The organism is Parapedobacter sp. ISTM3 (assembly GCF_016533505.1).
Taxonomy (GTDB): Bacteria; Bacteroidota; Bacteroidia; order Sphingobacteriales; family Sphingobacteriaceae; genus Parapedobacter; species Parapedobacter luteus.
This window is the reverse complement of the sequence record NZ_JAENGN010000001.1, coordinates 461996-477364: the sequence shown is the minus strand read 5'-3', so window position 1 is coordinate 477364 and position 15369 is coordinate 461996. Positions and strand designations below refer to the sequence as shown.

The following is a 15369-nucleotide window of genomic DNA, read 5'->3' as shown; positions in this document are numbered from 1 at the left end:
CTATAAGTTTCCCTTTTTCAACTCGTTCACGGCGTGATCAACCGCTCGCGCCGTGAACGCCATATAGGTAAGTGTTGGGTTTTGGGTGGCTGTAGAGGTCATGCAAGCGCCGTCGGTCACGTAGACATTTTTGCACAGATGCAACTGATGCCATTTGTTTAACAGCGAGGTCTTCGGATCGTGACCCATGCGTACCCCACCCATTTCGTGGATGTCGTTGCCGGGCCGGCGATTGTCGTCTGCCGTTTGGATATTAGTAAAGCCGGCCGCTTCATACATCTCACTCATCTGATCGTAGTAGTCTTGGCGGCGCTGCCAATCGCTGTCATCGTAGGCTACCGAGATGTGCAAAAGCGGCACACCCCAGGCGTCTTTCTTATTGTTATCGAGCCACACGCGGTTGCTTTCCTTGGGGATGGTCTCCGCCATCATGTGCGAGTGAATCCGCCAGTTGCTGAGCGTTGGCTGCAACAGACCGTCTTTAAGGTTCGTGCCAACACCGCCGGTATCCCGCAGTTCTTGCCTGCTTGCGCCGAAGGCAGCAGCCCACCCGCGTAAGAAGTCCGTTTCCTGCCGCGTTACATTCCTGAAATTCGGGATGTAACCGCCGCCCGCCGGATTCCGGCCGTCGGTCTTGTATTGCAACAGCCCGTCGTACTCGGCACTGATCCGGGCCGTATAATTGTGAAAGGCAATATACTTGCCCAGCAACCCGTTGTCATTTCCCAACCCGTTGGGGAAACGTTCGGAAACGGAATTCAGCAATATCAAATTGGTGTTTAAGGTTGAAGCATTGACAAAAATGACCTGGGCATAGAACTCCAGTTCGTCCTTGGTATTGGTATCGACTACTTTCACGCCGGTAGCTCTGCCTGTTTCCTTATCATACAGGATGGAATGCACAACCGAAAAGGGCCTCAAGGTAAGGTTACCTGTTTTCTGTGCCCAGGGCAAGGTAGACGAATTGGTGCTGAAATACCCGCCAAAGGGGCACCCGCGCTGGCATAAAGTACGATTTTGGCACTGTACGCGGCCTTGCTGAATATGAATAGGCTGTGGCTGGGACAGGTGGGCGCACCGGGCACTGATAACATGGCGTCCTTTATAGCGGTTATCTACGGTTTTCCGAAAATGGTCTTCTGCAGCATTAAGCGGGTAAGGTGGCAAAAACTCGCCATCGGGCAATGTGGCCACCCCGTCCTTATTGCCCGCTATGCCAACAAACCGCTCGACATAGCTATACCAGGGCGCAATATCGGCGTAACGTATCGGCCAATCGACCGCAAAGCCATCACGGGCCGGCCCCTCGAAGTCATACTCGCTCCATCGTTGCGTCTGGCGCGCCCAGAGCAGCGATTTTCCACCTACTTGATATCCCCGTAGCCAATCAAATTCTTTATCCTGGATATAGGGGTGTTCATCATCCTTCACAAAAAAATGCGCCGAATCTTCACGGTAGGCATAACAACGGTTGGCTATGGGATTCCGTTGCCTATCCTGAAAAGTCATTTCCCCCCGATGCTCAAGCTCATACGGGTAAAGGTTGGTCGTGGGATAATCCTTGACATGCACGACGTCACGCCCCCGCTCCAACACTAAGGTCTTCAAGCCTTTCTCAGTAAATTCCTTGGCGGCCCATCCGCCGCTGGCTCCGGATCCGATGACGATGGCATCAAATGTCCGGTCCTTCACACTATCTATCGCTATATTAGCCATGTGTTATTTCAGTTGTTTAGTTTGGTTTGGTGTCACACCGGGAAATATCCATTATACCTACCGGGGATCAGCTCGTATTTTACCAGATTGGTCATGACGTATTGGGAGTTCATATATCCTTGGATGGTTCTGCGTTTGACCATGCCATAAAAAGATGTGAGCTCGTCGTCGCCACTATCAGCCACCTTGCTTAACAGCGCCGTACGTTGTTCAAGATCGGCCTCGGCAAAAGGCTTCCCCAATTCTTTTTGCGACCAATTTCTAAATGCCGCTAAGCCCTTGGTAAACGCCTGCTGATCGTCGGGACTGTGGCAATCGTCGACCATCTTGAGGACAAAAAAGTGCAATAACAGGTCTTTCCCTCCCGGATTGTCCGTGGCCGGAACCAATGTTTCCACCAATTCCTCCAACAGCCCTTCATCGGCTTCACTGATCGAAAGGTTAGCCAATGCTATGCTGGCCTTGCGCGATTCACGGAAGCACGCTGGAAGGACCATCGTGCCTCCGGCAATATATAACAATGTACGAACTGCCGCTCTACGATTCATAATAGCTGATCACTTTATTTTAGCCTTCAATAATACAAAATTTATTCGACATTATCCGCCAGGCCGTGGCGCAGACACATTTCGGTTTTCGCCGTGGTGTTTCCGGTTCACGGCGGTCTTGTTCTACGTATTCGCCCATAAAAAAAGCTGCCTTGAGGGGCAGCTTCAACGAAAACCAATCGAATTGATTTGCTGGAATTTCCGTTAGATAAGCCTGACATTCACTGCGTTGGGGCCTTTTTTGCCTTTAGCGATCTCAAAAGACACATCGTCTTTCTCGCGGATCTTGTCAATCAGACCAGATACATGAACGAAAACATCCTCACCTCCACCTATGGGAGTGATAAATCCGAAACCTTTGGTCTCATTGAAGAATTTTACTACACCTTCTTGCATGGGTAATCTAAAAATAAAATTAAATAATGGCGAATGTATGCATTATTTGTGCCAAATATTGAATCTTATGCAATTCATTTTTTTTCGCCGCCAAATTACCGGCGCAGACCGGCGCGAAAAGACTTATGGATTTGGCATGCTTGTAGCATCTGTGTATCACAACGCGTCATTACAACATATCACACGTTATCGCTAAGTTTGCAAAGCAATGAGGGACTCTAATTCCAGTATCATGATTCGTAGCATATTCTTGTCATTCCTACTTTTTTCTACCATGGCCAGCATGGCACAACGCCCCCCCGAAACCACGTCAATCCAGCAAAAATGGCAACAAATCGATAGCCTTGTGCAAAAAGGCCGGCCGGAATCGGCAGCGGCAATTGCGCGGAAAATCTTGACCGAAGCACAAAAGGAAGGCCTCGCCCCTCATGCCATTAAAGCACAGCTCTTCTTGATGGGCGCGGATGAGCGTATTCAGGAAAATTCCACCATTCGTAATATCCAGCGTATTGATTCTATCATCCGGATCAGCGAGGGCGCCGAAAAAGCAATCTGGCAAAGCATCAATGCCGAATTGTATTGGCAATATTATCAACGCAACCGCTGGACCATTCTTGGCCGCACACCCATTGCCGGAGCTCCGCCGGCAGATATCTCCGTATGGGATGCAGGTACATTTATCGCCAAAGCGAGCGACTTGTACCAAGCGTCGATCCTGGACAGCGAACCACTGAAAGCTATACCGATAGCGCAATATGTGCCGCTCATTGCCGAAGGCGAAAATACACGGCATCTGCGGCCGACGCTGTATGATTTCCTCGCGTTCCGCGCGATCGCTTTTTTTGAAAACGAAGAAAAAGACATTACTCAACCGGCATATCAATTCCAGATTGACGGCACACTGTGGTTCGAACCGGTTGACCGCTTTGCCGAGGTCAAAGTAAACCCCGCGCAACCAGCTTCCTTGCATTTCCGCGCATTACACACTTATCAACAAGTGCTCGATTTTCATCGGCATGACGAACAGCCCGATGCACTCATCGACGCCGACCTTCATCGGCTGGCTTTTGTGCACCGATATTCCGTACATCCTCAAAAAGACAGCTTATACTTACGCGCGCTGACGTTGTTGGAACAGCGCTATCCGAACAACCCTGCGGCCGCGCAAGCGTCCTTTTCAATCATACAATGGCTGTACAACAACCGGCTTCGCCATACTGAAGAAACAACGGATTTGCGCGTACTCAACAGAAGATTAGGCACGCTGATTGCTCGTTTCCCCGGCTCGGAGGGCGCCGTGAACGCGACCAGGCTACGCCATGAACTGACCACGCCTTCCCTAAGTCTACAAACCGAAGAAGTGGTATTGCCCGCAGAAAATAGTAAAGCGTTGATAACCTATCGGAACCTCGATAAGGTCTACTTTAATCTGTATAGCATCACCCCACCGATAGACGCGAACCAGCGCCAGTTGAGTGATGCCGAACAAGCCGAAATACGCCAGAAACAGCCATTACGATCATGGGAGCAAGCCTTGCCAGCAGCAGCCGACCACGATGAACATCGCGCGGAGTTGAAAATCGAACCCCTGCCCGCCGGCTCGTATGTGTTGGTAGCTTCGGCCACACCGATATCGCAAACCTCGAAAAACATCGTACATGCGGCTCCATTCCAGGTGTCGTCACTAAGTGCGGTCACCAACACCGGTGCGGACGGCAATTGGTTGTTTGCCCTACACCGCAAATCGGGCATGCCGCTGCATGGTGCCAAGGTAGTCTATTGGACAAGCAACTGGAACAACGAGCGCAAAGCTTACCAACATACGAAGCTGGGGGAAACCACGACGGACGATACCGGCAAAGCTGCGATACCCGATGCGGGGACAAAGCAAGCTGCACCATACGGCGCAAGCCATACACGGGTGACGGGGATTTCACTCATCCATCACGCAGACTCGCTCCAGCTGCCAGGCTATTATCACTTCACCAGAGACAACAACAAACAGCCTGAAAACCGTGAACATGCGTTTTTCTTCACCGACCGATCAATATACCGCCCAGGACAGTCCATTTACTTCAAAGGAATTTTGGTAGCATATAATACCGCAAAGAAGATTTCTAATGTCTTACCCAATAAGCAAGCCAAGGTGACCCTTTACGATGTAAACGGGCAGGAAGTAACAACATTGGATGTAACGACGAATGACTACGGCTCTTTTTCAGGCCATTTCACCGCGCCTGAACATGGCCTCACCGGCCAGATGCGTCTGGGAAACGATCAGGGCTCGGCCTATTTTGCCGTTGAAGAATACAAACGGCCAAGATTTAAAGTCTCATTCGATACATTGAAGACCGGTATAGCCCTTAATCAGGAGGTTATGGTGAGCGGCAAGGCTCAGGCATATGCCGGGAACGCCGTAAGCGGGGCCGAAGTCCGCTATCGGGTGGTGCGGCGCGCCCGCTTCCCTTACTTCTGGACATTTTACCGTTGGGGGCAACCACATTCGCCTGATATGGAGATTGCCAGCGGGACATCGACTACCGATGCAGAAGGAACTTTTGACGTGGCTTTCACCACGATACCCGATAAGCAGCTTAATCCGGAGACATTCCCGGTATTTACCTACACGGTATATGCCGATGTGACGGATATCAACGGCGAGACACAGCGCAGCTCCATCGGTGTGAACGCGGGCTACCGATCCCTGCAATTGACGGCTTCGATCGATGAGCAGCTGGACCTGCATCAGCAGCAGCAACTGCACATTCATACCCAAAACCTCAATGGGATTCCTGCTCCGGCAGAAGTGGCCATCGCCGTCCGGCCGCTGCGCTTTCCGGGGAAGCTGTATCGCAAACGGCTCTGGGAAAAACCAGACCAGCACCTCATGAGCGAAGCGGAATTTCGCGCTGCCTTTCCCGATGATGAATATAACGATGAAGCCGACTACCTGCAATGGGCGCCCGGTGATACGTTGTGGTCGGCTTCGTTAAATACCGAAAAGACGAATATGGTGGAATTGCCCGCCAAGATTTGGAAACAGGAGGGTTGGCATGTCATTGAACTGACAACGTCTGATCCCCTGGGCAATGCCATCACCGAAAAGAAGTACATCTACGCGGTCGACACCGGCAAGCAAGCTCGGACACAGGCCAACCTGTTGGTGTTTAGCAATAAGACGTCGCTGAAACCTGGAGAGTCATTGCGGATAGCCGTAAAGACAGGTAGCGACAGCACTTACGTGTTGGAGACCGGTACGGACACTGCCCCGGCGATTACGGCTTTCTCCACTTCAAGGCTCATCGACCGCCGGATTTCGGAAAAAGATCGGGGCGGCATAGCATTCTCCTGGCTCTATGTATACAATAACCGCGTATACACGGCGTCTCAGCAGATTATGGTGCCCTGGTCCGATCGCGACCTCCACCTGGAATGGGCCACCCACCGGGACAAGCTGCTGCCCGGTGAAGCGGAAGAATGGCACCTGACGATTAAGGGCGATAAAAAGGAACAGGTAGCAGCGGAACTGCTGGCCGGACTTTATGACGCCTCACTTGATGCATTAAATCACCATCAATGGCATTGGAACACACTGAGGGAAACGACGTTTTTAACCAGCTATTGGAATACCAGTTCAGGATTCGGCCAATCGTTGGGTTCCAGCTGGCAGAACGACCTGCAAGCCCCCCTTCCCGACGGATATACCAAGCGCTATGATGAGCTTGACGGCCTGGCACGCTCCATTTATCCTGGTGGACGAATGGCCTTGCGCGGTATGGCCGGCGCCTTTGAAATGGCGGCGGCGCCTGCACTGCAGTCAAAAGCGGCTGACGGCGTAGCTGTCGAAGAAGTAGCAGCAGCCGGCCAAGAGCACACCATCGGCTATAGCGACAGCATTCCTGGCGAAGCTTCTCCCTCTCCGCAGGCTGAAGCGATTCCACTGCGCGCGAACCTCCAGGAAACTGCCTTCTTTTTCCCGCACTTGCAGACCGATGCTGAAGGTAATGTGTCCTTCAAATTCACCATGCCCGAGGCACTCACCGAATGGAAACTGATGGCTTTTGCCCATACCGCCGATTGGAAAACCGGTTACCTCGAAGGAAAGGTAAAAACCCAGAAAGATTTAATGGTGATGCCCAATTTACCTCGCTTCGTCCGGCAGGGCGATGCCGTCCGCATCAGCGCAAAAATAAGCAATGTCAGCGCTGCGGACCTCAAAGGCACAGCCAGCCTCGTGCTCCTGGACGCCACGACCTTTGAGCCGATAACGGGCTTGAGCGATACTATCCCGCCAAAGGACTTCGTTGTGAACGCCAATCAAAGCAGTACAGCAGATTGGATGCTGCACATCCCGGCAGACCTTTTCAACCCGATAGTCGTACGCGTCACCGCGAAGGCGGGCAATTTCACGGACGGCGAGGAACATACCTTACCGGTCCTTACGAATCGCATGTTGGTAACCGAAACATTGCCGTTGCCCATCCGAGGCAATGAAAGCCGGACTTTTGAACTGGAAAAGCTGCAACAGCCTGCAAGCGACACGCACACAAACCATGCGTTGACCGTGGAATTTACGGGCAACCCCGCTTGGTATGCCATACAGGCGCTCCCCTACTTGATGGATTATCCGCTGGAATGTGCCGAGCAGGTCTTCAACCGGCTCTATGCAAATGCGCTGGCGGCCCACATCGTGGCCCAGGCACCGCGGGTGAAGGCTATCTTTGACCAATGGAAAGGAAGCGATACGACTGCCCTGCTTTCCAACCTGGAGAAAAACCAGGAGCTGAAATCGGCATTGCTTGAGGAGACACCGTGGGTCATGGAGGCGAAGGACGAAGGCGAACAAAAGCGGCGCATCGCACAGTTATTCGACAGCCACCAATTGGCGCAGGGGCTGCAGCAAAATGCCGTTAAGCTGGCCGACATGCAGCTGCCCGATGGCAGCTTCCCATGGTTCCGCGGTATGCAGAGCGACCGCTACATCACGCAGTACATCGCCACGGGAATTGCCCGCCTTCGGCACCTCGGTATAGCTGCTGCGCAATCGGAGGTGGTTGATGGAATACTTACCCGCGCGGTAGGTTTCCTTGATCGGCAACTCAAGGCTAACTACGACACGTTGCTGGCAAAAAAAGCCAACCTGGAAAGCCAGCACATTGCCCCTATCCACATTCAGCAGCTCTATTTACGGAGCCTGCTCAGCGACCTTGCGATCCCTACCGAAAGCCAGGCGGCATACGGCTACTATGCGTCACAGGCCGTGACGTACTGGCCGCAGTTCAATCCCTACTTAAAAGGCCAAGTGGCCCTTGTGCTGAGCCGTCGTGACAACGCTGGAGCCGCAGCCGAGATCATCACGTCCCTCCGCGAAACAGCGATAAACCACCCCGAACTCGGCATGTACTGGAAATCCATGCCTCGCGGATACTGGTGGCATGAAGCTCCGATAGAAGCACAGGCGTTGCTTATCGAAGCTTTTGGGGAGGTAGACCGTGACACGAAAACCGTGGACGACCTGAAGGTGTGGCTGCTCAAGCAAAAACAAACACAGCACTGGAATACCACCAAGGCAACCGCTGACGCCATCTATGCCTTATTGCTCCAAGGCAGCGATTGGCTGGTGAATGAGCCAGCGGTGACCATCGCCCTTGGCAAAGAGACTATCCGTACCGCTGATGTCAACACCGAGACCGGCACGGGCTATTTCAAAAAACGCTTCGATGGCGATGCCATAACGCCGGATATGGGCAAAATAACCGCAACGGTAAACAAGGCAACGAACGAAGGCGTGGCATGGGGTGCGGTGTACTGGCAATATTTCGAAGATCTCGATAAAATAAGCGCCACTGCCAACGCTCAGGAGGCGGGGACGCCACTAAGTCTCCGTAAACAGCTTTTCATTGAACGGAATACGGCCCATGGCCCGGTGTTGGAGGAAATAAACGAAACCAATATGTTGCGCGTAGGCGACAAGGTCAACGTGCGCATTGAGCTTCGTGTAGACCGGGACATGGCTTATGTGCACCTGAAAGATATGCGGGCTGCTTGTTTTGAGCCCGCCAATGTGCTGAGCGGACACCGATACCAAGCTGGATTGGGGTACTACGAAAGCACGCGCGATGTGGCAACCAACTTTTTCTTCGACTACCTCCGGAAAGGCACTTATGTGTTTGAATACCCGGTGGTGGTATCACAAGCCGGTGATTTTTCCAACGGCGTCAGCACGATACAATGCTTATATGCACCGGAATTCGGCAGTCACAGTGCGGGGATACGGGTACAGGTGACCGGTGAGTGACAGGTGGCGGGATAAACAAAAATTGCGTAATATTGCAATGCGTAATCAACATGATTAATGGCTACGTAGGAAGTACTCACTTATGACAGCATACAACGAAGACAGCATACGCTCGCTAGACTGGAAGGAACACATCCGGCTGCGGCCCGGCATGTATATCGGTAAACTGGGCGACGGCTCAGCATATGATGATGGCATCTACGTACTGCTCAAGGAGGTAGTAGATAACTCCATTGACGAATTTGTGATGGGTGCGGGAAGGACGATCGAAATTTCCGTCAATGAACACAAAGTGGCTGTGCGCGACTATGGCCGGGGTATCCCACTGGGATCCGTGGTGGATGTGGTCTCGAAGATCAACACCGGCGGCAAATATGACAGCAAAGCTTTCCAAAAATCAGTGGGCCTCAACGGTGTAGGCACGAAGGCAGTGAATGCCCTGTCTACGTCATTCACGGTCCAATCTTACCGGGACGGAAAAACACGCATTGCCGAATTCAGCAAGGGCGAGCTTCTTAAGGACGAGGAAAAAACCACTACCCAACGCAATGGTACGGCAGTGACTTTCTATCCGGACGATAGCATCTTCAGGCATTACCACTACCGGCTGGAGTTTGTAGAAAACATGATCTGGAATTATGTTTTCCTTAATTCGGGGTTGACCATCAACTTCAACGGCAAAAAATTCGTCTCGGAAAATGGCCTTAAGGATCTCCTTGAACGTAATATCGATGCCGAATCGATGCGCTATCCCATCATCCACCTCCGGGGAGACGACATCGAAATAGCACTCACACACGGCCAGCAGTATGGAGAGGAATATTATTCCTTTGTCAATGGACAGCACACGACGCAAGGCGGCACCCACCAGGCGGCATTCCGGGAGGCGGTCGTGAAGACCGTGCGCGAGTTTTATAAAAAGGATTTCGACGCATCCGACATCCGCGCATCCATCATCGGTGCCATCGCGATTAAAGTGCAGGAGCCTGTTTTTGAATCGCAAACGAAGACCAAACTCGGTTCGCAGAATATCGGACCTGAAGGTCCGAGCGTACGGACATTCATCAACGACTTTGTCAAGAAGGCGCTTGACGATTACTTGCATAAATCGCCCGACACCGCTGATGCGCTGCTGAAACGTATCCTGCAATCTGAGCGCGAACGCAAAGACATCGCCGGTATCAAAAAGCTGGCTAATGAACGGGCAAAGAAAGCATCCTTGCACAATCGCAAACTACGGGACTGCAAAATCCATTACGGCGACAAACACGAACTCGCACAGGAAACGACCTTATTCATCACCGAGGGTGATTCAGCCAGTGGATCCATTACCAAATCGCGTGATGTGCTCACCCAGGCGGTATTCAGTCTCAAGGGCAAACCCTTAAACGCCTTTGGCCTCACCAAGAAGGTTGTGTATGAAAACGAAGAGTTCAACCTGCTGCAACATGCGCTTAACATCGAAGATGGACTGGATGGCCTGCGGTATAACAACATCGTCATTGCGACCGATGCCGATGTAGATGGTATGCATATCCGCTTGCTGCTGATGACCTTCTTCTTGCAGTTTTTCCCTGATTTGGTTAAGTCAGGGCATGTATCCATTTTGCAGACACCGCTATTCCGGGTGCGCAACAAGAAGGAAACCATCTATTGCTACAGCGATGAAGAACGCCAGCGTGCTATCTTAAAATTGGGCGGCAAGCCGGAAATCACCCGTTTCAAAGGATTAGGGGAAATTTCACCGGTGGAGTTTGGGCTGTTTATCGGCAAGGATATGCGGCTCGATCCCGTCATCCTTTCGAAAGACCAGAAGATAATCCAGTTGCTTGAATACTACATGGGCAAAAACACGCCGGACAGGCAGCGCCATATTGTAGACAACCTGCGCATCGAGATAGATATTGCCGAAGAGCAGAAAACAGCTGCAGCGGAATTGGTGGCCTGAAACGGAAATGACAAATCAAACCCTCATCCTCATTCAATGCCGTGATGCTGTTGGGCTGGTGGCACTCATTGCCAATACGGTAGCGGAGCATCAGCTCAATATCGTAACCATGCGCGAATACGTGGACGAGGCAGCCAATCGTTTTTACGTGCGCATTGTATGCGCTGGAAAAGCCAATGATAATGAGCAACTGGCGTACGACTTAACGGCCGCGTTGCCACAAGGGGCCACCGTGACCGTAAACCCTCCGCAACAAAAACGGCTGGCCGTACTGGTCACCAAAGAACACCATTGCCTTGGCGATATCATTGTCCGGCATTTCTTCGGCACCCTGGGCGCCGAAGTCTGCTGCGTGGCAGGCAATTACAACGACCTCAGCACATTTACCGAACGCTTTGGCATCCCTTTCCATCATGTAAGCCATGAAGGGAAAAGCAAAGAACAGTTTGAAGCTGAAATCGCCCATACGCTTGAGCGTTATCAGCCCGACTATGTCGTACTCGCGAAATTCATGCGTATCCTCTCGCCGGAATTTGTGGCCCGGTACCCCGGCCGGATCATCAACATCCACCACTCTTTCCTGCCTGCATTCATCGGAGCTAATCCCTACAAGCAAGCGCACGCACGCGGCGTCAAACTTATCGGGGCAACAGCCCACTTCGTTACAAATGACTTGGATGAAGGCCCCATCATCGCGCAGGACATCAAGCCTGTCAATCACAGCCATACCGTAAAGGATATGGTAAGGGCGGGGAAAGAAGTGGAAAAATCAGTATTAAGCAAAGCGCTTGCACTGGTCATCGAAGATCGCGTGATCATCACGGGCAATAAAACAGTGGTATTCGAATAAATCCGTGTAAGCTCCCCCAAAAAAATAATAGCAGTCACTTTTTTCTATTACGCTAATTACGAAAAGGCAACCAGAATATCGTGTACTTTGCCGCTGTATAGGTAACACTCATGACGCATTCCTTCCATATTCCCGTACTGGGACTGGCTTTTTCCATCGACACCCCACTTAAGGTGGCCCATTATGGTATTTCTTCCGTGGTTTCCATCGTTGACGACGAACTTATCGAACGGATGCGGCGGTTCCACTGCCAACAATCCGGAATACCCTATCTCGCCATCAATAAAAAGACGCCTGATTCGCGGGCGCTACGTATTACGGCATACCTTGACTTAATCGACGACTTGGTTACTCGCCGTACGAATTTAGTAAAACAGCAATCTTTCGAAGACGGCACGGATATCCAGCGGTATTTCACGTGGCTGCCGAATCACTCCAAACTTAAAACGGTCTACCGTGCCATGCTTCGGGAACAAGATGAGCGGCAGAAAAAACAGCTGCAGGAGGTGCTGCGCGCGTACGTGAAGCCGGGTGCCGTGGACGTCAACATCATGGCCAAGGTCGACAAATTAAACTTCGCAGATAATGGCTACCCCTTGGATGAAAAATATACGGATGCGATGGCAGCCTTACGGGGAGCGGCCAACAGCAAACTGTGCACCTCGGTGGTACTTTCGGCGGGAATGAATCCAAAGCTCTATACATACTTGAGCGAATTTCCCGATTTCATGCCCGACAAGACGGGAAAATTGAAAAAGCGGATTATCCTTAAAGTAAGTGACTATCGATCGGCACTGATACAGGCCAAATTTCTTGCCAAGAAAGGCCTGTGGGTCTCGGAGTTTCGTATTGAGTCTGGGCTCAACTGCGGCGGACATGCCTTTGCGACCGAAGGTTTTCTCTTAGGTCCGATACTGGAAGAGTTTAAAGCGAAAAAAGAACAGCTCCTCGCCGAACTGGCTGAACTGTATACCGAGCGTATCTCCGCCCTCGGCAAACAGCACCAAGGGGTTCCCCCAACACGTTTTACGGTACAGGGGGGCATTGGCACGGCGGCAGAACACCATTTCCTGTTGCACTATTACGAACTGGATGGCGCTGGATGGGGGAGCCCCTTCCTGCTGGTACCTGAAGCTACAACCGTCGATGACGACACGCTGGCTAAACTGGTGCAGGCAGACCATGAAGATTTTTACGTCAGCGGGGCTTCCCCGTTAGGTGTCCCCTTCAATAATTTCAGGAAAAGCCCAGCCGAACAGCTGCGCATGGAGCGCATAGCGGTCAATCGTCCGGGTAGCCCCTGCACGAAAAAGTACCTGGTATCCAATACCGAATTTACCGACAGGCCCATCTGCACCGCATCGAGGCAATATCAAAGCAGAAAAATAAAACAATTGAAGGCGATGGACCTCCCACCTGGCGAATACATCCGCCAATTAGATGCCGTGATGGAAAAAACCTGCCTCTGTGACGGTCTTGCCGCCAGTGCATACGTCAAAAACAACCTGCTTAAACCCAGGGAAAACAGTGCCGTTGCGATCTGCCCTGGGCCAAACCTTGCCTGGTTCAACCGCACGTATACGCTGGAGGAAATGATTAACCACATTTATGGGCGTACAAATCTGCTCGAACATGCGCCGCAGCGCCCCAACCTCTTCATCAATGAACTGAATCTCTATATCCAGCATATTAAAAAATTCATTGAAGACAACTGCCATGACATAACTGGCAAAAAAGAACAATATGTGGCAAGATTCAAAGCTCGGCTAAACGAAGGGATTGCTTATTATGAAAAGCTGTTTGACTATGCCGGAAACATCACCGCTGTCTTTTCACCAGCTATGCACCGCCATCTGGAACAGGCTAAACTGCAATGCGCATTCATCCAATCGAAAGAAACCACATGCCCTTGAAACCGCGCCGGTATCGTTAGCCCACGGTCCGGAATTTACCAAAAACACCCAAGGGCAGCTTACTGCCGGCGGTCGCTTGTAAATACAGTTCGCCGGTTTCTAGATTTTGTACAGTCGGCATCGCCGATTTGATCAGATTTTCTACGATTACGGAGGAGAAGCCCAACGAGTAGGTGTTTAAAATCAGGAAGTGCTCATTCGGATCCAAAAGGCCAACCACATCGCGCATCATCTCGGCAATGTGATCTTCCAGTTTCCACTTTTCTCCTTTCGGGCCATGGCCATAAGCCGGGGGGTCAAGGATGATACCATGATAGCGGTTGCCCCGTTTCAGTTCCCGCTTCACAAATTTCAGCGCATCCTCTACGACCCAGCGGATATTTGACAGCCCCGACAGTTCCTGGTTTTCATTTGCCCAGGTAACCACTTGCTTGATGGAATCTACGTGCGTTGTATCAGCTCCCGCGGCACGGGCTACCAGCGAGGCACCGCCGGTATAGGCAAACAGGTTGAGCACTTTGGGCTGCTTGGTCTGGAATGCCCTGATGGTATCAGCGACGTAGTCCCAGTTGACCGCCTGCTCGGGAAAAATCCCTACGTGCTTGAATGAGGTAAGCCCCAGCCGAAACTTGACGGCCACATCGTTATTCCGATAGCTGACATGCCAGCGGTCGGGCAATCCGGGGCGTTTCTTATGCCAGTCGCCGCTCGTGGCGGACCGACCCTTGAAACGGATGTCGTGTCGCCGAGTCCATTCCGCTTCCGGCAGCCCCTTGGGCCATACGGCCTGGGGCTCCGGCCTAATCAATATCATATTGCCAAAACGTTCGAGCTTTTCAAAATCGCCGCAATCAATAAGCTCGTAGTCTTCCCAATGTTGCGGGGTCAGGAGTTGGATGCTGTTTACAGACAAGGTAAAAATTTTTGCTGCAAAGATAACGATTAAAACCGCTCTTTGGCCACCTTCATAAATGGGCTAGCGAAAACAAAATTATTTAGTTCTTCCACGTCCGAATGGGCAATTTCCTTATTTGACCCCTCCCACCATTTTTGGCCTTTATACAAGAAGAGGATATAATCTCCAATGCCCATCACGGAGTTCATGTCATGCGTAACCACGACGGTTGTGCATTGATATTCCTCCGTAAGTTCAGCTATCAGCTCATCAATGAGAATGGCTGTTTCGGGATCAAGCCCTGAGTTGGGTTCGTCCACAAAAAGATATTTCGGACTCATACTGATGGCACGGGCAATCCCCACACGTTTTTTCATCCCTCCGGACAGCTCCGCAGGGTACAGCTTGTTGCGGCCGGCAAGGTTGACGCGCTCCAAGCAAAAATTTGCCCGCTCGATCTTCTCCGCCCGGCTCATATCGGTAAACATCTCCAACGGGAAGATGATGTTCTGCTCGACGGTCATAGAATCAAACAAGGCAGAATTCTGAAACAGCATGCCGATTTCTTTTCGAATCGGTATGCGATCTTCGAAATTCATCCGTGTAAAATCCTGGTCTTGATAAAGCACCTTCCCCTGTTCGGGGCTGTGCAACCCCACCATACATTTCAACAGTGTACTTTTGCCTGAGCCGGACCCCCCGATGATCAGGCTGATTTTTCCTGCTTCGAATTTGGCATCTATCCCCCTCAGGACGTGGTTGTCGCCGAACGACTTGTGGATATTCTGAACTTCAATCATATAAC

The 15369-nt window shown here is 51.5% G+C and carries 9 protein-coding genes; 4 read left to right on the top strand and 5 right to left on the bottom strand.

All coding sequences use genetic code 11. The annotated features are described in order from the left end of the window. The 3 genes from JHJ32_RS02025 to JHJ32_RS02015 form a co-directional block, all read right to left on the bottom strand. Entirely contained in the window at positions 1-1716 is a 1716-nt protein-coding gene (locus JHJ32_RS02025) for a GMC oxidoreductase (RefSeq protein ID WP_079714971.1), read from the bottom strand. A gap of 32 nt (positions 1717-1748) precedes the next feature. Continuing rightward, positions 1749-2264, bottom strand: coding sequence for a gluconate 2-dehydrogenase subunit 3 family protein (locus JHJ32_RS02020; RefSeq protein WP_079714970.1), 516 nt, complete (start codon positions 2262-2264; stop codon positions 1749-1751). 204 nt (positions 2265-2468) lie between these two features. Further along, positions 2469-2660: a cold-shock protein gene (locus JHJ32_RS02015; protein WP_079714969.1), complete on the bottom strand. Its 192-nt coding sequence runs from the start codon at positions 2658-2660 to the stop codon at positions 2469-2471. 232 nt (positions 2661-2892) lie between these two features. Between JHJ32_RS02015 and JHJ32_RS02010 the strand changes: the two genes are divergently transcribed. The 4 genes from JHJ32_RS02010 to JHJ32_RS01995 all read left to right on the top strand — a co-directional run bounded on the left by JHJ32_RS02010 (position 2893) and on the right by JHJ32_RS01995 (position 13669). After that, complete coding sequence (locus JHJ32_RS02010) at positions 2893-8958, top strand: alpha-2-macroglobulin (RefSeq protein WP_200119524.1); 6066 nt, start codon at positions 2893-2895, stop codon at positions 8956-8958. An 82-nt stretch (positions 8959-9040) separates the two neighbouring features. Then, positions 9041-10906 (top strand): DNA topoisomerase IV subunit B, encoded by a 1866-nt coding sequence (locus JHJ32_RS02005; RefSeq protein ID WP_079714966.1) that lies wholly within the window; start codon positions 9041-9043, stop codon positions 10904-10906. 7 nt (positions 10907-10913) lie between these two features. Next, complete coding sequence (gene purU, locus JHJ32_RS02000; RefSeq protein WP_200119522.1) at positions 10914-11756, top strand: formyltetrahydrofolate deformylase; 843 nt, start codon at positions 10914-10916, stop codon at positions 11754-11756. A gap of 110 nt (positions 11757-11866) precedes the next feature. Continuing rightward, the gene (locus JHJ32_RS01995) at positions 11867-13669 is read left to right on the top strand and encodes a hypothetical protein (RefSeq protein WP_200119520.1); all 1803 of its coding nucleotides are present in this window, start codon (positions 11867-11869) and stop codon (positions 13667-13669) included. Between the two features lie 16 nt (positions 13670-13685). Here JHJ32_RS01995 and JHJ32_RS01990 read toward each other — a convergent pair whose 3' ends face one another. Both JHJ32_RS01990 and JHJ32_RS01985 read right to left on the bottom strand, forming a co-directional pair. Beyond that, the gene (locus tag JHJ32_RS01990; protein ID WP_200119518.1) at positions 13686-14582 is read right to left on the bottom strand and encodes a class I SAM-dependent methyltransferase; all 897 of its coding nucleotides are present in this window, start codon (positions 14580-14582) and stop codon (positions 13686-13688) included. A gap of 29 nt (positions 14583-14611) precedes the next feature. Next, positions 14612-15364, bottom strand: a complete 753-nt coding sequence (locus JHJ32_RS01985; RefSeq protein WP_200119516.1) for an ABC transporter ATP-binding protein — start codon at positions 15362-15364, stop codon at positions 14612-14614. Positions 15365-15369 lie beyond the last annotated feature (5 nt).